The 19808-nt window shown below is 61.8% G+C and carries 21 protein-coding genes and 1 pseudogene; 17 read left to right on the top strand and 5 right to left on the bottom strand.

Annotated features, from left to right (window positions below; translation table 11 throughout):
• Positions 1-44 precede the first annotated feature (44 nt).
• Positions 45-1181 carry an acyl-CoA dehydrogenase family protein gene (locus V5N12_RS08175; RefSeq protein ID WP_332898666.1) on the bottom strand — a complete coding sequence of 379 codons (1137 nt, stop codon included), beginning with the start codon at positions 1179-1181 and terminating at the stop codon, positions 45-47.
• 102 nt (positions 1182-1283) lie between these two features.
• Here V5N12_RS08175 and V5N12_RS08170 point away from each other — a divergent pair, with 102 nt between their 5' ends.
• Positions 1284-1763, top strand: a complete 480-nt coding sequence (locus V5N12_RS08170) for a Mov34/MPN/PAD-1 family protein (protein ID WP_332898665.1) — start codon at positions 1284-1286, stop codon at positions 1761-1763.
• Entirely contained in the window at positions 1760-2188 is a 429-nt protein-coding gene (locus V5N12_RS08165; RefSeq protein WP_332898664.1) for an adenylyltransferase/cytidyltransferase family protein, read from the top strand. The genes V5N12_RS08170 and V5N12_RS08165 overlap by 4 nt, the downstream gene beginning before the upstream one ends.
• Before the next feature lie 20 nt (positions 2189-2208).
• On the opposite strand, the gene V5N12_RS08160 is transcribed toward V5N12_RS08165, so the two are convergent.
• Positions 2209-2859 carry a GNAT family N-acetyltransferase gene (locus V5N12_RS08160; protein ID WP_332898663.1) on the bottom strand — a complete coding sequence of 217 codons (651 nt, stop codon included), beginning with the start codon at positions 2857-2859 and terminating at the stop codon, positions 2209-2211.
• Between the two features lie 111 nt (positions 2860-2970).
• On the opposite strand from V5N12_RS08160, the pseudogene V5N12_RS08155 reads away from it, so the two are divergent.
• Positions 2971-3471, top strand: a pseudogene (locus V5N12_RS08155) (PH domain-containing protein); the annotation flags it as partial.
• Between the two features lie 23 nt (positions 3472-3494).
• A complete protein-coding gene (locus V5N12_RS08150) occupies positions 3495-4034 on the top strand; it encodes a PH domain-containing protein (RefSeq protein WP_332898661.1) in 540 nt (179 codons plus the stop codon).
• An 89-nt stretch (positions 4035-4123) separates the two neighbouring features.
• Here the strand turns inward: V5N12_RS08150 and V5N12_RS08145 are convergent, their stop codons facing one another.
• Positions 4124-5269: a pyridoxal phosphate-dependent aminotransferase gene (locus V5N12_RS08145; RefSeq protein ID WP_332898660.1), complete on the bottom strand. Its 1146-nt coding sequence runs from the start codon at positions 5267-5269 to the stop codon at positions 4124-4126.
• Complete coding sequence (gene ribH / locus V5N12_RS08140) at positions 5266-5670, bottom strand: 6,7-dimethyl-8-ribityllumazine synthase (RefSeq protein ID WP_332898659.1); 405 nt, start codon at positions 5668-5670, stop codon at positions 5266-5268. The genes V5N12_RS08145 and ribH overlap by 4 nt, the downstream gene beginning before the upstream one ends.
• Before the next feature lie 124 nt (positions 5671-5794).
• On the opposite strand from ribH, the gene V5N12_RS08135 reads away from it, so the two are divergent.
• The 9 genes from V5N12_RS08135 (at position 5795) to V5N12_RS08095 (ending at position 14106) form a co-directional block, all read left to right on the top strand.
• Complete coding sequence (locus V5N12_RS08135) at positions 5795-7519, top strand: flippase activity-associated protein Agl23 (RefSeq protein WP_332898658.1); 1725 nt, start codon at positions 5795-5797, stop codon at positions 7517-7519.
• Between the two features lie 92 nt (positions 7520-7611).
• Positions 7612-8769: a 5-(carboxyamino)imidazole ribonucleotide synthase gene (locus V5N12_RS08130; RefSeq protein WP_332898657.1), complete on the top strand. Its 1158-nt coding sequence runs from the start codon at positions 7612-7614 to the stop codon at positions 8767-8769.
• Positions 8766-9386, top strand: coding sequence for a 5-(carboxyamino)imidazole ribonucleotide mutase (gene purE, locus V5N12_RS08125; RefSeq protein WP_332898656.1), 621 nt, complete (start codon positions 8766-8768; stop codon positions 9384-9386). Before V5N12_RS08130 ends, purE begins: the two co-directional genes overlap by 4 nt.
• A gap of 107 nt (positions 9387-9493) precedes the next feature.
• A complete protein-coding gene (locus tag V5N12_RS08120; RefSeq protein ID WP_332898655.1) occupies positions 9494-9901 on the top strand; it encodes an NADH-quinone oxidoreductase subunit A in 408 nt (135 codons plus the stop codon).
• Between the two features lie 38 nt (positions 9902-9939).
• Complete coding sequence (locus tag V5N12_RS08115; protein WP_442904967.1) at positions 9940-10599, top strand: NADH-quinone oxidoreductase subunit B; 660 nt, start codon at positions 9940-9942, stop codon at positions 10597-10599.
• Positions 10596-12266 (top strand): NADH-quinone oxidoreductase subunit D, encoded by a 1671-nt coding sequence (locus V5N12_RS08110; protein WP_332898653.1) that lies wholly within the window; start codon positions 10596-10598, stop codon positions 12264-12266. Before V5N12_RS08115 ends, V5N12_RS08110 begins: the two co-directional genes overlap by 4 nt.
• Positions 12266-13330, top strand: coding sequence for a complex I subunit 1/NuoH family protein (locus V5N12_RS08105; RefSeq protein ID WP_332898652.1), 1065 nt, complete (start codon positions 12266-12268; stop codon positions 13328-13330). Before V5N12_RS08110 ends, V5N12_RS08105 begins: the two co-directional genes overlap by 1 nt.
• A complete protein-coding gene (locus tag V5N12_RS08100) occupies positions 13327-13788 on the top strand; it encodes a NuoI/complex I 23 kDa subunit family protein (protein ID WP_332898651.1) in 462 nt (153 codons plus the stop codon). Before V5N12_RS08105 ends, V5N12_RS08100 begins: the two co-directional genes overlap by 4 nt.
• Before the next feature lie 51 nt (positions 13789-13839).
• Complete coding sequence (locus V5N12_RS08095; protein WP_332898650.1) at positions 13840-14106, top strand: NADH-quinone oxidoreductase subunit J; 267 nt, start codon at positions 13840-13842, stop codon at positions 14104-14106.
• Positions 14107-14132: 26 nt separating this feature from the next.
• Here V5N12_RS08095 and V5N12_RS17140 read toward each other — a convergent pair whose 3' ends face one another.
• Entirely contained in the window at positions 14133-14426 is a 294-nt protein-coding gene (locus tag V5N12_RS17140) for a DUF2563 family protein (protein ID WP_442904966.1), read from the bottom strand.
• Between the two features lie 23 nt (positions 14427-14449).
• Between V5N12_RS17140 and nuoK the strand changes: the two genes are divergently transcribed.
• From nuoK to V5N12_RS08070, 4 genes are read left to right on the top strand one after another with little or no spacing between them, the layout of a single operon-like run.
• Positions 14450-14752, top strand: a complete 303-nt coding sequence (nuoK, locus tag V5N12_RS08085) for an NADH-quinone oxidoreductase subunit NuoK (RefSeq protein WP_332898648.1) — start codon at positions 14450-14452, stop codon at positions 14750-14752.
• Positions 14753-14754: 2 nt separating this feature from the next.
• Positions 14755-16770 (top strand): NADH-quinone oxidoreductase subunit L, encoded by a 2016-nt coding sequence (nuoL, locus tag V5N12_RS08080; protein WP_332898647.1) that lies wholly within the window; start codon positions 14755-14757, stop codon positions 16768-16770.
• Positions 16771-18294 carry a complex I subunit 4 family protein gene (locus tag V5N12_RS08075; protein ID WP_332898646.1) on the top strand — a complete coding sequence of 508 codons (1524 nt, stop codon included), beginning with the start codon at positions 16771-16773 and terminating at the stop codon, positions 18292-18294.
• Positions 18295-19770, top strand: coding sequence for an NADH-quinone oxidoreductase subunit N (locus V5N12_RS08070; protein ID WP_332898645.1), 1476 nt, complete (start codon positions 18295-18297; stop codon positions 19768-19770).
• The last annotated feature ends 38 nt before the right edge of the window (positions 19771-19808 follow it).

The raw sequence follows: 19808 nt of genomic DNA, 5'->3' as shown, positions 1-19808 counted from the left end.
GCTTTGCAAACGGTCTCTCTTGCACGCGGGGCTAGGCGAGTGGGCTACTGCACTGAATCGTACACCGCTGTCGCAAGCGCGTCGCGGTGACCTTCGTTCGGCCCGCCGGCGATTGTGAGGAGTTTTGCGTCTCTGAGATACCGTTCTACGTGACACTCTGTGGTGTAGCCGAGGCCGCCGTGCAGCTGCATCGCTTCGTTCGCGTTTTCGACGGCGGCTTCGGTTGCGTGGATTTTCGCCATGTGCATCGCGCCGTTGAGTGGGTCGCCGCGGTCGGCGCGGGCTGCCGCGCGAAGCGTCAACAGGCGGGCAGTGTCCACGCGAGTGGCCATCTCACCGACCCGCCAGCGAAGTCCTTGGAAGTCGCTGAGCGGGCCGCCAAACTGCTCGCGGCCGCTCGTGTAGGCGACCGTCTTTTCGAGGGCGGCGCGGGCGATTCCAACCCCACGAGCAGGGACGTTGACGCCGGTGTTGACCGTCTTTCGCTGGATGTAGGCCATGCCAACGTCACCAACCCGGCGGCTGTCGGGGACGCGAACCGCGTCGAGCGTGACCTTCGGGGAAGGGACGCTTCGCGCGCCGAGGGTGTCCCAGACGGTTTCGACCTCAAACTCGTCAGTCGGAATCAGAAAGGCACTGATGTTTTCGGGAGCCGCCTCTTCGGGACCGGTTTTCGCGTAGGTGAGCACGTAGTCGGCTTCGAAGAAGTTCGTCACCCACTGTTTGTGCCCGGAGATGACCCACTCGTCGCCGTCTCGTGTCGCCTCCGTCTCCATCGCCAGTTTGTCGCTTCCGGCGTTCGCTTCGCTGAGGCCGAGCGCGCAGACCGTCTCGAAGCGTGCCAACTCCGGGAGTAGGTCGTCTTTGAGCGCATCGCTCCCAAAGCGTTCGATGACTGTGGCTACCCCGAGGTGGAGGGCAAGCGCGCTCGCAACGGGCATCATCGCCGCGGCGAGTTCTTCGACCACGAGACAGAGTTCGACGAGTCCCTCGCCTCGACCGCCGTACTGCTCTGGGAGCGTCAGGCCAGTCAGTCGCTGGTCACCAAGTGCAGCGAGAATGTCGGCGGGATACTCATCCTGTTGGTCTAACTCACGAGCACGCGGTTCGATTTCCTCTGTGGCGAACGCGCGGACGGTGTCGCGGAGCGAACGTTGGTCTGCAGTGAGTCGAAAGTCCATGTGTGGTACTTTCGCACACGACCCGATAGGTGTACGGCACTCGGCAACGGCCTGCGCACCCCTTCCGGAACGCTTAGAAGGCGCGCTCTCGGAGTGAACGTCATGCGGCTATTCCGTTCGAGTGAGGTTCTCGGTATCGCCGAGGAGACGCTCGAATTCGTGCTCGAAGCGTCGAGAGAGACGCACCCGAACGAGTACATGGGCCTCCTGCGAGGTGAACGCGCGGCCGACCTCGGGCTGGACGACGAAGGCGTCGTCATCACCGACGTACTCGTCATCCCCGGCACCAAATCGAACTCCGTGAGCGCGACGATTCGGACGAGCATGATTCCGAACGACATGCGCGCCATCGGGTCGGTACACTCGCATCCAAACGGCGTCCTCAGGCCGAGTGACGCAGACCTCGCAACCTTTGGGAATGGCCAAGCCCACATCATCATCGGCGCGCCGTACGGGCGCGACGACTGGAAAGCGTTCGACCGCGAGGGCAACCGCCGCGACCTCCCGGTGTTGGACGTTTCTCTCCCCGACGAATCGTTCTTCGACTTCACACAGGAAGACATCGACAAGGAACTCAAATGACGACGGTAATTGCACAGGGTACGTTCGATATTCTCCACCCCGGCCACCTCCACTACCTGCAGGAAGCGGCGGCCATGGGTGACGAACTCTACGTCATCATCGCCCGCCGGGCGAACGTGACGCACAAACAGAAACCCATTCTCCCCGACGAACAGCGCCGCGACATGATTGCCGCACTCAACTGCGTTGACCACGCCGTCCTCGGGCACTTAGAGGATATCTTCGTCCCAATTGAGAAAATCCAACCGGACATCATCGTCCTCGGCCACGACCAACACCACGACGAGGCGGCGATTGCAGACGCCCTTGCTGGTCGCGGTATCGAGTGTGATGTTCGACGCGCGTCGATTCGAGACACAAAATTCGAGGGCGAACTGCTCTCAACTGGCCGAATCATCGAGAAAATCTGTAACGAACGGTGCTAGTTCGTCCGAACTTTCTGTTCTTATTCGACCACGCCGAGATACGACGTTGCGAACCGCTCGAAGCCAAGATTCTGAGCCAGCGCGACCGACCACGGCCACTCGTCGAGCGTCCGGTACTGTGGGATGAGTCCCGCAGCAAGCGCCCGTTCGGTGGCTCGTGAAACGACTGCCCGACCATTGCCAGCGTTTCGGTAGTCAGGATGTGTCGCGATTGAGATGTGGGCGATACAGTCGTCCCACACGGTGTATCCGGCCACAGCGACGAGCGTGTCGTCCTCAAACAGGCCAACAGTGGTTCCGAGAGCGAACGGTGTTCCACCCGCGTCCCACTCGTCTTCTGGAATGCTCGAACGAAACGCCTCGTAGGCGGCTTCGTCAGTCGATTCGAGGAGTCGAGCAGCCGAGTTCACAGTAGCGAAGCCTTCGCTGTCCGTGTAGCCGTAGAATGCGGGACCGAGGAGTTCTTCGAGGGAGACAAAGCCGTCGAACCAATCGCTGATGGCGTCTCGGGAGTCGAAATCGAGAGCGGTGAGTGCCGACACGTTGTGTTCGACCGCTTTCAGATGAGGCGACGGCGCGGTGACAACCAGCGCCTCTCCGTGGCGAAACAGGTGGACTCCGCGTTCTTCAGCGGTTCCAATGGCGAGGTCAGCTTTTTCGAATGCGCTCACCGGGACGCCGAGTCGCTCCGCCCAATATCGACGGAGTGTGTTGCCTGTTTGCGGGGAGAAACCCATGACGAAACAGCCAACAGTTATCCGCGTAACGTGATATAACCAGCCATGGACGAACAGTTCGATTGGCTCACCGTAGACGAGGGCGAGGAGATTCTCTGGGCGGACACGCCCCATCCCTACAGCCTCGTTCCCTCGCTCATCGTTGGCATCCCGCTGATGCTCGTCTTGGTCGGGATTCCAATCGTCATAGGCGCGTATCTCACGCACACAAACACGCACTTCGTGGTGACGAATCGCGCCCTGTACAAGAAAACCGGCGTGCTTTCACGGAGTGTCCAGCGCATCGAGTTCGATAAGGTGCAGGACACGTCGTACCGCCAGACGTTCTTCGGGTCGCAGTTTGGCTACGGCGCGGTGGACATTTCGACGGCCGGTGGAGCTGGCGTCGAACTAAGCTTCCAGAACGTCGCAGAACCCCAACAGCTCCAGTCGCTCATCAACGAGCGCATCAACCGCCGCGAAGGCCGGGGCGGCGAGGCAGACGACAAAGCCGCCGTGCTTGATGAGATCCTCACAGAGCTTCGGGCCATGCGGCAGGCGATGGAGACGAACTCCCCGCAGAACCGCCCATGAGCGACGACGAGTGGCTCGTGCTCGACGCGGGCGAAGACGTGCTGTGGTCGGGCCACCCGCGCCTGACGACGGTGCTTCCAGCGCTCGTTCTCGCGGCGGTGTTCGTCGGCGGCCTCGTCGCCGCTGCGATTGCGTTCGACCAACCGCTCATCGTCGTGCCCTCGCTCCTCGGGGTGGCGCTCGCGGGCGCTGCGTACCTCGCGGTGGTGAACACTCGGTACGTCGTGACGAACACCGCGCTGTATCGCAAAACGGGCATTCTCTCGCGGAACGTTCGGCGCGTCTCGATGTCACGGGTGCAAAACAGCGCCTTCTCTCAGGGCGTGTTGGGATCGCTGTTCGGCTACGGTTCGGTCGGCGTCGAAGCCGCCGGTGGCGGTGCGATTCGGTTCTCGAACATCGAAAATCCGCGCGACGTTCGGGCGCTCGTAGACAAACACGCGACCGTTGATGAGATTCCGGGTAGCCTCTCGCAGTGGCAAGCCGTGTTAACCGAAGTGAAGGCACTGCGAGCGGCGTTCGAGACGACCCGATAACTCCGGTTTTACCAGTCAGTATTACTGAGCAGTACTAGTGGAAAGCACACCGCATTTCCGGTGAAAATCAGGAGGCGGAACGAGCGTCGTTAGAGGTAGCCCGCTTCGACAAGGCGGTCTACGGCCTCTTGCAGGCGCTCTTTACTGTTGGCGTAGGAGATACGCGCGTAGCCCGGTGCGTTGAACGCGCTGCCGGGGACGGTGGCGACGTGCGCCTCTTCGATTGCGCCTTCACACCACGCCGAATCGTCGTCGTCGACGGGGAGCATCATGTAGAACGCGCCGTCGGGGACGGCCACGTCGACGCCGTGGTCTGCGAGCAAGTCCACGAGGAAATCGCGGCGCTCTTCGAACGCGGCGCGCATCTCTTCTACGACCTCGTCGGTGTTGGCGAGTGCTTCGACGCCGGCGTACTGGACGAAGTGGGTCGCAGAGGACACCGAGTGGGAGTGGAGTTTGCCAGCCTCAGAGATGAGGGCTTTCGGCGCGGCGAGGTAGCCAAGCCGCCAGCCAGTCATCGAGTAGGCCTTCGAGAAGCCGTTGATGGTGACCGTGCGGTCTGCCATGCCATCAAGGGTGCCGAGACTCGTCTGGGTGACGCCGCCGTAGGTGATTTCGTCGTAAATCTCGTCTGAGATGACCGTGATGTCGTGTTCGACGGCGAGATCGCGAACGCCTTCGAGGGCGGCGTCGGAGTACACCGCACCGGTCGGGTTGCTCGGGGAGTTGACGATGAGCAGGTCGGTGTCGTCTGTGACGGCTTCCGCGAGGTCAGCGAGGCCCGCCTCAAGCTGGAAGTCGTGTGGGGCGAGGTCGACGCGTTTGAGGTCGCCACCGGCGAGTTTGACCATCGCTTCGTAGCTGACCCACGCTGGGTCTAAGAGGACGACTTCGTCGCCGTCTTGAATGAGCGTCTGGACGGTCTCGTAGAGCGCCTGTTTCGCGCCGGGCGTGACGATGATTTCGTCTTCCGCGTAGTCGAGGCCGTCTGCGTCGAGTTTCTGCTTGATTCCGGCTTTGAGTTGGGGAATTCCGTTGCTTGGAGCGTAGCCGGTGTGACCGGCGTCCATCGCGTCCTTGCCAGCCTGAATCACGTTTTCGGGGGTTGGGAAGTCGGGTTCACCGACGCTCAGGTTCACGACGTCCACGCCGTCTGCCTCCAACTCGGAAGCGAGGTTGGAGATGGCGAGGGTCGCGCTCGGTTCAACACGTCTTACTCTGTCTGCGAATTTCATTGTAGTTCCTCCACGAGGTCTACGGCACCCGTGACGGCGTGGGCACCCATGTCGGTACGTGCTCGGGCTTGGTCTGCTGACATGCCCGGCCCCGCAATGCCGAGGGTGACGGGCGTGTCGCGCGCGATGCTCACGTCGGTGAGCTTTCGGGCGGCGGCGTTGCCAATGACTTCGTCGTGGCTCGTCTCGCCAGTGATGATACACCCGAGAACCGCGACTGCGTCGATGTCGTCGCGGCGGGCGAGGCGGTCTGCGGCGAGGGGCGTGTCGTACGCACCCGGCACCGCGAGGGTGTCTGCGATTTCCGCACCGCGGTCTGCGGCGGCCTCGCGCGCCAACTCCTCCATCTGCTCGGTGATTGCGCGGTTGAACTGCGCGACCACCAACCCAAGCGTTACCATGTGTTCGCGGTGGAGTAGGGCATTAAAAGAAGTACCGTTCCCGGTATCGCCTGCGAGTCGATAGGTGAAATGCGCGCTTGACAAACAGAAGGATTCTAACCCCTTCGTGCGCTCTGATGGGGCAATGGCAACGGTTGACGACTCTCGCCCTCGCTCTGACGGCCGCAGAAGACTCCTCTTTGCGGTCGTCGCCATCGCCGCCGTCGCACTCGTCGCGCGCCTCATCTTCCTCGGTGACCGCGTCGCCCACTGGGACGAAGGCCGCGTCGCTTATTGGACACTCCGCTACGCAGAAACCGGCGTTTGGGAGTATCGCGCCATCGTCCACGGGCCGTTTCTGTTTCACGTGAACAAGTACATGTTCGCGCTGCTCGGCCCGTCTGACTTCTCGATGCGCCTCATCGTCGCGCTCATCGGCGGGATACTCCCGCTTTCGGCGTGGAACTTCCGCGAACACCTCCGCGACCTCGAAGTCGCCGTGTTAGCCGGCATTCTCGCGTTGAACCCACTGCTGCTCTACTACTCGCGGTTCATGCGCAACGACCTCCTCGTCGCCGCGTTCATGCTCATGGCGCTCAGCTTCTTCGTCCGCGCGTACGACACAGGTCGCCACCGCTACTTCTACGTCGGCGTCCTCGCGTTCACCCTCGGCTTTACGGCCAAAGAAAGTGCGATTCTCTACCCCGTCTGCTGGGCTGGGGCGGCCGTCTTGCTCCTCGACCACCGCCTGTTTCGAGCACGTGACCGCCTCCCACACTCGTGGAAACAGGAGCTCGTGGACTACGGCTTCTGGTTCCGTGACGTGCTTCGCGCGTGGGCCATCCCGCTCGCCGTAGGCCTTCTCGAATTTATCGTCATCATCGTCGTGTTCTACGCCCCGCGCGCCGGCGGCACGGGCGTTGGCTTCGATACCATGTTCTCGAATCCGACGCTCCTCCCCGCCGTCGTCGAACAGGCGACAGTCGGGTCGTGGCAGGAGTTCTACGGCCTCTGGGTTGCTGGGGGCCATCAGGACCACGCCTATATCCCGTTCCTCGGTGATTTCGCAGAAACGCTGCTCTACGGCGCGGGGCCGCTCGTTGCGTTCGCCATCATTGGCTTCATCGCAGACCGCTACGCGAAAGACGGTCCCCGAGACCTCGTCGCACTCGGCGCGTACTGGGGGTTCGTTTCCGTCCTCGGCTACCCTATCGTGACCGACATCATGGCGCCGTGGGCGACCGTGAACGCGATTGTCCCGCTCGCCATCCCCGCCGCGGTTGGCGTCTCGCTCATCATCCGCTGGGGCCGCGAAGCGTTCGAAGACGAAGACACGGTGAGCGTCGCCATGACCGCTATCATCATCCTCTTCGTCGCCGGGTTCAGCGTTGGGACGGCCGTTGACGTGTCCTACATCAACTCGGCAAACGAGGAGAACAAAGAACTCCTCCAGTGGGCCCAACCGCACAACGACCTCCGTGAGAGCCTCGACAAGATTTCGGTCGTCGCAGAGACCCACGAAGAGGGCGCTGACGTGCTCTTCTACGGCACGAGACCGTCGGGGAGCACCGAGACGCGCTTCTACGTCGAAAACGAATCGAGTACGCTGTCTCCACCACCGGGCGGTCCGGCGTGGCACACCCGCCTGCCCTTACCGTGGTATCTCGAAGCCGACGGCGCGGAAGTGACGAGCACGAAACCAGGCACCGATCCCGGTGAAATCGAGGAGATGCCACCCGTGGTCATCGCTTACGAGTGGGATAAAGAGGAGCTCGAACCGCACCTCGAAGGCTACACCGCCCACGAACATGAGTTCCGCCTCTGGGCGGACACCATCGTCATCTTCATCGACGACTCGTATCTCAACTAACCACTCACAGCGCAAGTCAAGCGACCGTCTCCCCACTTGCGACCCAAGGTGACAACGCTTATTCTACCTCCATCGAAAACGCCGGATAACTGATGAAACTCACGTCACCCGGCCCGACGCTCGGCATCGTCGGCGGTGGGCAGCTCGGGCGCATGATTGGCGAGGCGGCGGCTCCACTCGGCATCGAAGTCATCGTCTCCGACCCGACCCCAGATCCCCCGGCGGCCCCAACCGTCCGCGACACGCTCGTTGGTGACTTTGACGATCCCGAAGCGGTGCGCGAACTCGCCCGCCGCGCCGACGTGCTCACCTTCGAAATCGAACTCGCAGACCCAGACGTGCTAGACGACGTGCGCGAGGAGTTCGACATTCCGGTGCATCCGACCCCGGACACCCTGCGCATGATTCAGGACAAGTTCGTCCAGAACACCCGACTCGCAGACCACGGCGTGCCGGTGCCCGATTTCAAAGCCGTCGCGGACGCAGACGAACTCCGCGAGGCGTGCGAGGAGTTCGGGTATCCGGCGATGGTGAAAGCCCGGGAAGGCGGCTACGACGGCCGCGGAAACCTGCCCGTCGAATCGCCCGACCACGCAGCGGAAGTGCTCGACGAAGTCGGCGGCGACGCGCTCGTAGAAGAGATGGTCGAGTTCGTCCGCGAGATCTCCGTGATTGCCGTGAAAGGCACAGACGAAGTGGCGACCTACACCGCCGGAGAGAACGTCCACGAGGAGGAGATTCTCCGCGAAACCGTCGTCCCAGCACGCGCTTCCGACGCCGTATTGGCGCGAGCGCACGACGTGGCCGAATCCGTCCTTGAAATTCTCGAAGGACGCGGCGTCTACGGCATCGAACTGTTCGAGACCGCAGACGGCGAGATTCTCGTAAACGAAATCGCCCCACGCCCGCACAACTCCGGCCACTGGACCATCGAGGGCGCGGTGACCTCACAGTTCGAACAGCACGCCCGCGCCGTGGTCGGCCTGCCGCTTGGCTCTACGGAACTGCGCTGTCCGACCGTCTCTGCGAACATCCTTGGGGATGTTGCAGAACCAGAACCCGCAGCACTCTCAGGGGTCGAAACCGCGCTCGCAGAACCCGGCGTCAGCCTCCACTGGTACGGGAAACGTGAGGTGCGCCCGCTCCGGAAGATGGGACACCTCACCTTGATTGGCAACGAGAACGAAGCTGGCGACGACCTGTTAGCCCACATCAGAACCATCCGCGACAACCTCACCTTCACCCAATGACCGTCGACGCAATCCAAGACCTCATCGACCAGTTTGAGCGCGAAGCAGCGAGCGACCAAGAAAACACCCCCGACGTGGGCATCATCATGGGGTCCGACTCCGACCTCGATGTGATGGCTGGCGCACACGAAGCACTCACGGGCCTCGGCTTTGCCGAAGTCACCGACTACGAGAATCCGCCGGACACGGAGTTTACCTTCGAGACGTACGTGATTTCTGCCCACCGGACCCCCGAGTTGATGTACGCGTACGCCCAGACCGCACGCGACCGCGGGCTCGACGTGATTATCGCCGGGGCAGGCGGGAAATCTGCGGACCTCCCGAACATGACGGCGTCGCTCGCCTACCCGATTCCGGTGATCGGCGTCCCCGTCCAAGAGAAGTCGGTGGACTCGGTGATTGGGATGCCAACGGGCGCGCCCATCGTCGCGGTCGATGCCGGGAAGTCGTTCAACGCTGGGCTGTCTGCGGCCCAACTGCTCGCCCGGTCGTCCCCCGAGTTAGAACAGAAACTTATCGAGTATCACGACAATCTCCAGACCGATGTGGCCGCCGTCTCGCGGAAATTGCACGATCAGGGAACACCGGCGTTCAGGGCGGCTCGCGACACTGAGTAAGCGAACCGGCAATTCCGGTCACTGAGCACTGTTTTTTCGGGGAGAACGGCAAGAATCAACCCTTATATGGGTGCGTTCCCAACCGCCGAACGATAGGAGATAACGGTATGAGCAATCCATGGATAGCGATCGGCGCACTTGCGGTGGTCGGGGTCGGCATCCCTCTCGGTATGATGGCAGTGTCGAGCCTGCTCCGCCCAAGTGTGCCTGAGCAAGGAAAACGCGCCGTCTACGAGAGCGGCGAGATCCCGACGGGGAACACACGCATCCGGTTTAACATTCAGTACTACATGGTTGCGTTGCTGTTCGTCGTTTTCGACATCGAGACTGTCCTCATCTTCCCTTGGACGGTCATCTACCGTGACGCCGTCGCCAACGCCGGGTTGGCAAAGGCGCTCGCGCCGATGCTTGTCTTCATCGGGGTCCTCGTCGTCGGCCTCGCGTGGGCGTGGCGCAAGGGCGCAGTGCAGTGGGTCAAAAGCCCACGGGCTGAACAATCGCGGGTGGACCACTAATGAGTAATCAGCCACAGAACACGGCGACAGGTACAGAGATGCAAACAACCCAGGAGGCCCGTATGGGCGACGGCGTCGACGCTCGCTTCAACTCTACTCTTCGAGAAGCGTTCGGCTCGACCCCGTTCATCCTCACCAAGTTCGACAAGTTCATGAACTGGGTTCGGGGCTCCTCGATGTTCATGCTGCAGTTCGGTATCGCCTGCTGCAGCATCGAGATGATGCACACGTACGCAATCAAGCACGACCTTGACCGCTTCGGTGCGGGTGTGCCGCGTGCGTCGCCGCGTCAGGCGGACGTGATTATCGTCCCCGGTACCATCGTCTCGAAGTTCGCCCCCCGGATGAAGCGCGTCTACGACCAGATGCCAGAACCGAAGTTCGTCGTCGGCATGGGGTCGTGCACCATCTCCGGTGGACCGTTCCAAGAGGGCTACAACGTCATCAAGGGCGCAGAAGAGGTCATCCCGGTGGACATCCACGTTCCCGGCTGCCCACCGCGTCCGGAGGCGCTCATCTACGGCATCGCAAAGCTCCAAGAGCGCATCGCAAATGGCGAAACCAGCCCGGTCACGGTCAAGCCGTACGAACTCGAACAGTTTGGCGACTTAGAGCGTGACGAAATCGTAGACAAGCTTTCAGAACAAATCGACGAAGACCAGCTCGTCATGCGCTACAACTGGGCCGATTCACCATGAGTTTGGAGGAACCAACTCCGGACGTCGGTGAACTGCCCGGTGGCGACGTCGATTATGACGCGCTCGAAGACCTCCTCGGTGAGAAGGTTCTTCGGCGCGAAGAGCATCTCAACGCAACCGCCTTCGTCGTCCGCCCGGACGCCGTCGAAGAGACGCTTCAGACGCTCCGCGTTGAGGCTGGCTTCGACCACTGCTCGTGTGTCACCGCACAGGAGTACGAAGACCGCTTCGAGAGCATCTACCACCTCCGCAAGTACGACGCCCCGATGCAGGAAGTCGGTGTCGTCGTCCCGACGGCCCGCGACAACCCCGTGAGCCAAACTGGTAGCGCGGCGTATCGCACGGCCGACTGGCACGAGCGCGAGGCGTACGACCTCGTCGGCATCAACTACGAGGGCCACCCGGATATGCGGCGTATTCTGCTGCCTGAGACCTGGCAAGGTCACCCACTTGGGCTCGACTACAACCAGGAAAAACCCCAGATTGTCACCCTCGACAAGCACAAAAATCCGCTCGAACCGGACAACGCACAGGGTGAGTCGGACACGATGTTCCTCAACATCGGACCACACCACCCGGCGACCCACGGTGTGCTCCACCTGAAAACCGTCCTCGACGGCGAGCAGGTCGCTGACGTCGAACCAGACATTGGCTATCTCCACCGCTGTGAGGAGCAAATCTGCCAGAACGGCACCTACCGTCACCAGATTATGCCGTACCCAGACCGCTGGGACTACATTTCTGCTGGCCTCTTGAATGAGTGGGCCTACGCGCGCGCTGCAGAGGATTTAGCTGACTTAGACGTGCCAGAGTATGCGCAAGTCATCCGGACGATGGGCGCAGAACTCTGTCGCATCGCCTCGCACATGCTCGCGCTCGGGACGTTCGCACTCGACGTGTACGGCGACTTCACGGCCATCTTCCAATACGCATTCCGCGACCGTGAAATCGTCCAGAGCATCTTAGAAGACCTCACCGGTCAGCGGCTGATGTTTAACTACTTCCGCCTCGGCGGCGTCGCGTGGGACCTTCCAGAGCCACGCGAGGAGTTCCTCGACAAGATTCGTGACTTCCTCGATGAACTCCCAGAGAAGGTCGAGGAGTACCACGACCTGCTCACCTCGAACGAGATTTTCCAGCTGCGGTGTGTCAACACCGGCATCCTCGAACCTGAGGTTGCAAAGCAGTACGGCGTGACCGGTCCGGTCGCCCGTGGCTCCGGTATCGACTACGACCTGCGCCGTGACGACCCATACGGCTACTACGACAAGCTCGACTGGGACGTCGTGACGATGGACGGCTGTGACAACTACGCTCGCGTCCTCGTCCGCATGGGCGAGGTCGAACAGTCTGCACGCATCATCGACCAGTGTGTCGAACTCTTAGCAGACTGGCCAGAAGACGACCGCGAGATTCAGAGCAACGTGCCACGCACTCTGCGCCCCGACGAAGACGCGGAGATTTACCGCACCGTCGAAGGCGCGAAGGGCGAACTCGGCATCTATATGCGGTCTGACGGCACCGACAAACCAGCCCGGTTCAAGATTCGCAGTCCGTGCTTCTCGAACCTACAGGCGCTGCCCGAGATGTCCAACGGGGAGTACATCCCTGACCTGATTGCGACGCTTGGCAGCCTCGACATCGTGCTTGGCGAGGTGGACCGGTAATGTATCTGCTGCAGACTCTGCCAGATACCGTTGGTCAACTCCTCGGCTTCGGCTCGGAGATGGGTCCCGGACAGGACTTCATCGCCTCGCTGCTCGCCGCGTTCCTCATCGGGAACATCATGCTCGGCATGACGGCACTCGCAGGGCCGTGGGCGAAACGGAAGATTACGGCCGCGTTCACTGACCGCATTGCAGTCAACCGTGTGGGGCCGTTTGGCCTGCTCATCATCGTGGCAGACGCCGTGCGCCTGCTCTCGAAAGAGCTCATTGTCCCCGAGGGTGTAGACCGCCCAGCGTGGGACCTTGCGCCCATCATCATGGCGTCTTCTGCGCTGCTTGGCTTCGCGGTCATCCCAATGGGAAGCGGCATTCAACTCGCAGACCCCGAAACGGGGCTTGCATACGTGTTTGCCGTTTCCTCGCTCGCGTCGCTCGGCCTCGTCATGGCCGGCTACGCGTCTAACAACAAGTACTCCCTGCTCGGTGGCCTCCGCGCCGTCGCGCAGAACCTCGCCTACGAGATTCCGCTCGTCGTGACGGCAGCCTCCGTCGTCATCTTCGCAGGCACGCTCCAGATGAGCGGCATCGTCGCCGCCCAACAGGAGACGCTCGTCACCATCGGCGGCTTCGCAATTCCCGCGTGGTTCGCTTTCCTCAACCCGTTCGCATTCGTGTTGTTCATCGTGGCGAACCTCGCAGAAGTCGGACGGAACCCGTTCGACACGCCAGAGGCACCGACCGAGATCGTCGCAGGCTACCAGACCGAGTACTCAAGCGTGTACTTCGTGCTGATGTACCTCGGTGAGTTCCTGCACATCTTCCTCGGCGGCGCAATCATCGCGACGCTTTTCCTCGGCGGCCCAGCAGGCCCCGGCCCAGACAGTCTCGGGTTCATCTGGTTCGTCGTGAAGATTTGGGCTGTGTTCTTGCTCACCCAGTGGTTCCGCGCCGCGATTCCGCGTGTCCGTATCGACCAGATGATTGAAATCGGCTGGAAAGGGATGCTCGTGCTTTCGTTCGCGAACCTCGTCCTGACCGCCGTCATTGTGGGTGTGATTGCATGATTGGCTTACTCAAATCGATGGCAGCAACGATGAAACACGCCCTGGACGGCTCGACGTTCACGGTCGAATACCCCGACGTCGAACCCGAAGTGAGCCCACGATTCCGTGGTGTTCACAAGTTCAGCCAGGAGCGCTGTATCTGGTGTCGCCAGTGTGAGAACGTCTGTCCGAACGACACGATTCAGATTGTCACGGACGACAAGCGCAACGGCGAACAGTACAACCTCCACATCGGCCAGTGTATCTACTGCCGACTCTGTGAGGAAGTCTGCCCCGTTGACGCCATCATCCTCACCCAGAACTTCGAGTTCACGGGTGACACGAAAGACGACCTGGCGTACAACATGGAACAGCTGAAAAACGTCCCGTGGTACAAGGACATCGACCCCCTCAAGTCCCGCGAACCAGACCGCGGCGTCTGGATTGGCGAGGGCGAGGGCGAAGTCGACTACCAGTAAACCACACCTCGCGTCCGGGTGGCTAACGGACGCAACACGCACAACAAATCAATGGCAATCTACGAGACACTCGCGTTCGCGCTGTTCGCCCTCATCACCGTGGGCAGCAGCCTCGGCGTTGTCCTCGCGCGGGACGTGTGGCATTCTGCACTCCTGCTCGGGATGGCGCTGTTGAGCGTGGCGGTCCATTACGTGATGCTGCAGGCGGAGTTCCTCGCAGCGATGCAAATCCTCGTCTACGTCGGCGGGGTTCTCATCCTCATCACGTTCGCCGTCATGCTCACGCGCGCACAGCAAACGGAGGTGAGTAACGCATGACAAGCAAACCCCGCTTTAAGCTCGGTTCACACCTTGCTCCGGGGCTGGCTGCCGTCGCGCTCTTTGGCGTGATGGCTGCCGTTTTCTTGACCGCATCCTTCCCAGAGCCGACCGGCTTTGGTGACGGTTCGATTACGGCGTCTATCGGTTACGCCATGTTCGACCTCGTCGACCTCGCATCCCACGACAGTGAGAGCTTCCTCGTGGCGTTCGAGATTATCGACTTGGCGCTCGTGGCGGCGCTCGTCGGCGCGGTCATGCTCGGACGCCGCGACGAAGGCGAGGCCTTCGGCCGCGCGTTCAAGCCCGGCGGTAAACAGACAGAACAGGAGGCTGACGACTGATGGTTCCGGCCCAGTATTACCTCCTGCTTTCGGCCGCCGTCTTCTGTATCGGTCTGTTCGGCATCCTCACCCGACGGAACGCACTCGTGTTCCTCATGTCGGTCGAGCTGATGCTGAACGCCGCGAACATCAATTTCGTCGCGTTCTCGGCGCAGTGGGGCAACATCACGGGACAGGTCTTTAGCCTGTTCACGATGGCCCTCGCCGCCGCGGAAGTGGCGGTCGGCATCGGCATCATCCTGGTGCTCTACCGTAACTTCCGCGACGTCGACGTGACCAAAGCGACGACGATGAGGTGGTAATTATGGCAGGTGTATTCGAATTTGCTCCGGCAATTGCGGCACTCCCGTTCGCATCGTTCCTCGTAGCACTGTTCTTTGGCAAGTACATGCCAAAGCGCGGCGCGCTCGCAGGAATCTTTGCGACCGCGGGGTCGCTGCTGCTGTCGCTGTGGGTGTTCCTCACGGTGGCAGGCGGCGAAGCGTTCAACGAAAATCTCTACACGTTCGTCGCGGGACAGGACACCTTTAGCCTGCACCTCGGCTTGCTGCTCGACCCACTGTCTGCGATGATGCTCGTCATCGTGTCGCTGGTGGCGTTCTTGGTCCACATCTTCAGTCTGGGCTACATGAACGACGAGGGCGAGACGGGACTCCCACGCTACTACGCCGGCCTCGGCCTGTTCACGGCGTCCATGCTCGGGTTCGTGTTTGCGAACAACCTGCTCATGGCGTTCATGTTCTTCGAGCTGGTCGGGCTGTGTTCGTACCTGCTCATTGGCTTCTGGTTCCGCGAAGACGGGCCACCATCCGCCGCGAAGAAGGCGTTCCTCGTCACCCGCTTTGGTGACTACTTCTTCCTCATCGGCGTGGTCGCCATCTTCGCGACCTTCGGCACGGCCGCGTTCGCCGGTTCCGAGAGCTTCCCGCACATCGCAGAGCAGGTGCTCCTCGGTGAGGAGACGGTCGAAACGTTCGGCTTCTCGCCTGAGATGTGGTTCACCATCCTCGGCCTGCTCGTCCTCGGTGGCGTGATGGGCAAGTCCGCGCAGTTCCCGTTCCACACGTGGCTGCCGGACGCGATGGAAGGCCCAACGCCCGTTTCCGCACTCATCCACGCGGCGACGATGGTCGCAGCTGGTGTGTACCTCGTTGCCCGGATGTACGGCTTCTACGCGCTCTCGCCAACGGCACTCGCCGTCATCGCGCTCGTCGGTGGCTTCACCGCACTGTTCGCGGCGACGATGGGCGTCGTAAAGCGCGAAATCAAGCAGGTGCTCGCGTACTCCACCATCTCCCAGTACGGCTACATCATGCTCGGACTGGGTGCCGGTGGCTACGTCGCTGGTGTCTTCCACCTGCTCACCCACGCCTTCTTCAAGGCGCTGCTGTTCCTCGGCGCTGGTGCGGTCATCATCGCGATGCACCACAACGAGAACATGTGGGACATGGGTGGCCTGAAAGACAAAATGCCAGTCACCTACTGGACGTTCCTTTCAGGGTCGCTCGCCCTCGCGGGCATCGTCCCGTTCGCCGGGTTCTGGTCGAAAGACGAGGTGCTCTACGAGGCACTCATTCACGGCCTGAACAGCCCGGTATTGCTCCTTGCGTACGCGATGGGGCTCATCGCGGTGTTCTTCACCGGTTTCTACACCTTCCGCATGGTGTTCCTCACCTTCCACGGTGAGCCGCGGTCTGACCTCGCCCGCGACCCACACGGCATCCACTGGAACGTCAAGTTCCCGCTCGTCGTGCTCGGAATTCTCGCAGCCACCATTGGCTTCGTCAACATGACGCCGGTGGCAGACCTCACTGGCCTGCACATCGAGTTCCTCCACAGTTGGCTCGACTTAGAGGAAGGCTTCGCAAGCGGGCTCAGCGCACACCACTACGGTGAGTTGCTCCACGACTTCGCTGGCTACAGCGCGGCGGAGATTCCGTCCATCGCGGCTGGCGCAGTCTCGCTCGCCCTCGCCCTCGCGGGCGCAGGACTGGCATACTCGCTCTACAACGTGCCCGTCCCAGTTGAGCACACCGACAAACTCGGGAGCATCAAGACGCTCCTGTACAACAACTACTACCAGGACGAATACCAGGTCTGGCTCGCAACGGGACTCACCCTCCCGCTCGCTCGCGCCGCCGACAAGTTCGACAACGGCGTCGTCGATGGCGTCGTCAACGGCGTCTCCAGCGTGAGTCTGTTTTCCGGCAACCGCGTCCGCCGGGTGCAGACGGGTGTGGTCAGCAACTACGCGACCTTGCTCACGGTTGGGCTGGTCGCCCTGCTGGTTGTCCTCGGCATCACAGGAGGTTGGTTCTAGATGATGATTGAATTGCTACTCGGCGTAACGCTCGTCGGCGCGCTCCTGACGTTCCTCGCGCCGAATAAGGTCGCAGGAAAGCTGGCGTTCGCCGTCAGTCTGCTCCCTGTGGTCGGCAGTCTCTGGATGTATCTGAACTTCGACGGCTCGGGCAACGCACTGCTCGGCGGGACGCTCGCGTATGAGACGAACGCCCAGTGGGTTTCCCTCGGCCCGTGGGATCTGACGTGGCACGTCGGCTTAGACGGCATCAGTATGCCGCTGTTCGTGCTCACGACGGTGCTCACGACGCTCGCAATCGTGAGCGCGTGGACGCCAATCGACGAACGTCAGTCACAGTTCTACGGCCTGATGTTGCTCATGGAAGCGAGCCTCATCGGCGTGTTCGCGGCACTGGACTTCTTCGTCTGGTTCATCTTCTGGGAAGCCGTCCTCATCCCGATGTACTTCCTCATCGGTGTCTGGGGCGGCCCACGCCGGAAGTACGCCGCAATCAAGTTCTTCGTTTACACCAACGTCGCCTCGCTGGTGATGTTCATCGGCTTCATGGCGCTGGTGTTCGGCCTCGGTGACTCCGTCACCACTCTCGGCCTGCCGGAAGTCGCACAGGCGCTTCGCGCCGGTGAACTCGGCTCGGTCGGTGGCATCGCACCGGGCACGCTGAAGGCGCTCGCCTTCTTCGCCATGTTCGCTGGCTTCGCGGTGAAGGTACCGGTCGTCCCGGTCCACACGTGGCTGCCCGACGCTCACGTCGAGGCCCCCACGCCGGTCTCGGTCATGCTGGCTGGCGTCCTCCTGAAGATGGGGACGTACGCCCTGCTCCGATTCAACTTCACCATGCTCGCTGACGTGGCTCGCGGCGCGGCGTCGATTATCGCCGTGTTTGCGGTCGTCAGCGTCATCTACGGCGCGATGCTTGCGCTTGCCCAACAAGACCTGAAACGCATCGTTGCGTACTCTTCGGTGTCTTCGATGGGCTACGTCATTCTCGGACTCGTTGCCTACACCGTCTACGGTGTCGGTGGCGCAACGTTCCAGATGATTGCACACGGCCTCATCTCGGGGCTGATGTTCATGGCGGTCGGTGTCATCTACAACACCACCCACACCCGGATGGTCGCAGACATGTCCGGGCTCGCAGACCGGATGCCGTGGACGGTTGGCATCCTCGTCGCCGCCGCGTTCGCCTACATGGGCCTGCCGCTGATGGCTGGCTTCGCGGGCGAACTGTTCATCTTCCTCGGCGCGTTCAACGCGTTCCCGGGGTCGCCAATCTTCACCTCGCTTGCGATGTTCGGTATCGTCATCGTCGCAGGCTACCTACTGTTTGCGATGCAGCGCACCCTGTTCGGGTCGTTCCGGCTCGAAACGGATTATGAGGTCACGCCAGCGCCGTTCCACGACGTTGCGCCACTCGCCGTGCTCCTCATCCTCATCATCGCACTCGGTGTCGCACCAGACATCTTCATGCAGATGATTCAAGACGCAATTCGTCCGATTCTCGTCGTCGGAGGGGGTGCCTAAATGGCGGTCTCAACCGCACTGGCGCTCTCGCCGGTGGTCATCCTCGGCGTCGCCGCGACGCTGTTGTTCCTGTTCGACAGCCTGACGCCGGACAAAGCTGATGACGGTCGCCTCGCAGGCATTGCAACGGCTGGCGCGCTGCTGTCGCTCGCCGGAACGGGCTACCTGTTCACGGCGACGGACATCGTGACCCAGCCGCTGTCGCTCTACGGTGACCAGCTCGTTATCGACGGGATGAGCCTGTTCTTCGGGTTCATCTTCACGAGCGTCGCCGCGATGGTCTCGCTCGCCAGCTACGACTACCTCCGTGGCCACAAAAATCAGGCCGAGTACTACATCCTCGTCCTGCTGGCCGCGATGGGCATGTCGCTCATGGCGTCTGCGAACAGCCTCGCGACGGCGTTCGTCGCGCTCGAACTCGCCAGCCTGCCATCGTACGCGCTCGTCTCGTTCTTGAAAAAGAACCGTGGCAGCGTCGAAGCAGGCCTCAAATACTTCCTCATCGGCGCGCTGTCGTCTGCGGTGTTCGCCTACGGTATCAGCCTCGTCTACGCGGCGACCGGCGCACTGCAGTTCGGCGCAATCGCTGAGGCAGCCGCAAACACGGAGTTCGTTGGCATCCTCGGCCTCGGTGTGCTGATGGTGCTCGGCGGCTTCGCGTTCAAGACCGCGAGCGTCCCGTTCCACTTCTGGGCGCCGGAGGCATACGAGGGCGCACCTGCGCCAATCTCGGGCTTCCTCTCGTCGGCCTCGAAGGCCGCCGGGTTCGTGGTCGCCTTCCGCGTGTTCGTCGAAGCTTTCCCACTGGAAACGGTGCCCGTCGATTGGGTGCTCGCCTTCCAGATTCTCGCCATCGTCACGATGACGCTCGGGAACTTCGCCGCCGCGGTCCAGGAGAACGTCAAGCGGATGCTCGCGTACTCCTCGATTGGCCACGCAGGCTACGTCCTCATCGGGCTCGCCGCGCTTACGAGCGGCGGGCAAAACGACCTCGTTCTCGGGGCGTCGATGATGCACCTGCTCGTCTACGGCTTCATGAACACGGGCGCGTTCCTGTTCATCGCCATGACCGAGCACTGGGGCATTGGTCGCAAATTCGAGGACTTCAACGGTCTCGGCAAGCAGGCACCGCTTGCCTGCGCCGCGATGACCGTGTTCCTGTTCAGCCTCGCTGGCCTCCCAATCGGCGCGGGCTTCCTCTCTAAGTACGTGCTGTTCGCCGCCGCCGTCGGTGCGGGCTTCTGGTGGCTCGCCGCCTTCGGTGCGATAAACAGCGCGCTGTCGCTCTACTACTATTCGCGCGTCGTCAAGGCGATGTGGATAGAAGAGGCGACCGAAGACCGCGAACTGAGCGGCTACCCGGCAGGGCTCTACGCCGCCGTCGTCGGTGCCGCCATCATCACCATCGTCTTGCTTCCGGCGTTCAACCCGGTTGCAAGCACGGCCGTGGACGCCGCAAGCGTCCTCTTTGGCTGAATCGCCTCCACTTTCTTTCGTTTTTCTGCCGCTGAGCA

The sequence above is a fragment of the Haladaptatus sp. CMSO5 genome (assembly GCF_036689885.1).
Taxonomy (GTDB): domain Archaea; phylum Halobacteriota; class Halobacteria; order Halobacteriales; family Halococcaceae; genus QDMS2.
Note: the sequence above shows the minus strand (reverse complement) of the source record. Positions and strands in the feature narration are given on the sequence as shown.

Bases quoted from the DNA above. Each gene is read 5' to 3' on its own strand.
- nuoK (WP_332898648.1), top strand. From the start codon at position 14,450: ATGGTTCCGGCCCAGTATTACCTCCTGCTTTCGGCCGCCGTCTTCTGT.
- V5N12_RS08100 (WP_332898651.1), top strand. From the start codon at position 13,327: ATGATTGGCTTACTCAAATCGATGGCAGCAACGATGAAACACGCCCTG.
- V5N12_RS08170 (WP_332898665.1), top strand. From the start codon at position 1,284: ATGCGGCTATTCCGTTCGAGTGAGGTTCTCGGTATCGCCGAGGAGACG.
- V5N12_RS08135 (WP_332898658.1), top strand. From the start codon at position 5,795: ATGGCAACGGTTGACGACTCTCGCCCTCGCTCTGACGGCCGCAGAAGA.
- ribH (WP_332898659.1), bottom strand. From the start codon at position 5,670: ATGGTAACGCTTGGGTTGGTGGTCGCGCAGTTCAACCGCGCAATCACC.
- V5N12_RS08075 (WP_332898646.1), top strand. From the start codon at position 16,771: ATGATGATTGAATTGCTACTCGGCGTAACGCTCGTCGGCGCGCTCCTG.
- V5N12_RS08150 (WP_332898661.1), top strand. From the start codon at position 3,495: ATGAGCGACGACGAGTGGCTCGTGCTCGACGCGGGCGAAGACGTGCTG.
- V5N12_RS08120 (WP_332898655.1), top strand. From the start codon at position 9,494: ATGAGCAATCCATGGATAGCGATCGGCGCACTTGCGGTGGTCGGGGTC.
- V5N12_RS08175 (WP_332898666.1), bottom strand. From the start codon at position 1,181: ATGGACTTTCGACTCACTGCAGACCAACGTTCGCTCCGCGACACCGTC.
- V5N12_RS08105 (WP_332898652.1), top strand. From the start codon at position 12,266: ATGTATCTGCTGCAGACTCTGCCAGATACCGTTGGTCAACTCCTCGGC.
- V5N12_RS08070 (WP_332898645.1), top strand. From the start codon at position 18,295: ATGGCGGTCTCAACCGCACTGGCGCTCTCGCCGGTGGTCATCCTCGGC.
- V5N12_RS08095 (WP_332898650.1), top strand. From the start codon at position 13,840: ATGGCAATCTACGAGACACTCGCGTTCGCGCTGTTCGCCCTCATCACC.
- V5N12_RS08115 (WP_442904967.1), top strand. From the start codon at position 9,940: ATGCAAACAACCCAGGAGGCCCGTATGGGCGACGGCGTCGACGCTCGC.
- V5N12_RS08145 (WP_332898660.1), bottom strand. From the start codon at position 5,269: ATGAAATTCGCAGACAGAGTAAGACGTGTTGAACCGAGCGCGACCCTC.
- nuoL (WP_332898647.1), top strand. From the start codon at position 14,755: ATGGCAGGTGTATTCGAATTTGCTCCGGCAATTGCGGCACTCCCGTTC.
- V5N12_RS08110 (WP_332898653.1), top strand. From the start codon at position 10,596: ATGAGTTTGGAGGAACCAACTCCGGACGTCGGTGAACTGCCCGGTGGC.
- V5N12_RS08130 (WP_332898657.1), top strand. From the start codon at position 7,612: ATGAAACTCACGTCACCCGGCCCGACGCTCGGCATCGTCGGCGGTGGG.
- V5N12_RS08165 (WP_332898664.1), top strand. From the start codon at position 1,760: ATGACGACGGTAATTGCACAGGGTACGTTCGATATTCTCCACCCCGGC.
- purE (WP_332898656.1), top strand. From the start codon at position 8,766: ATGACCGTCGACGCAATCCAAGACCTCATCGACCAGTTTGAGCGCGAA.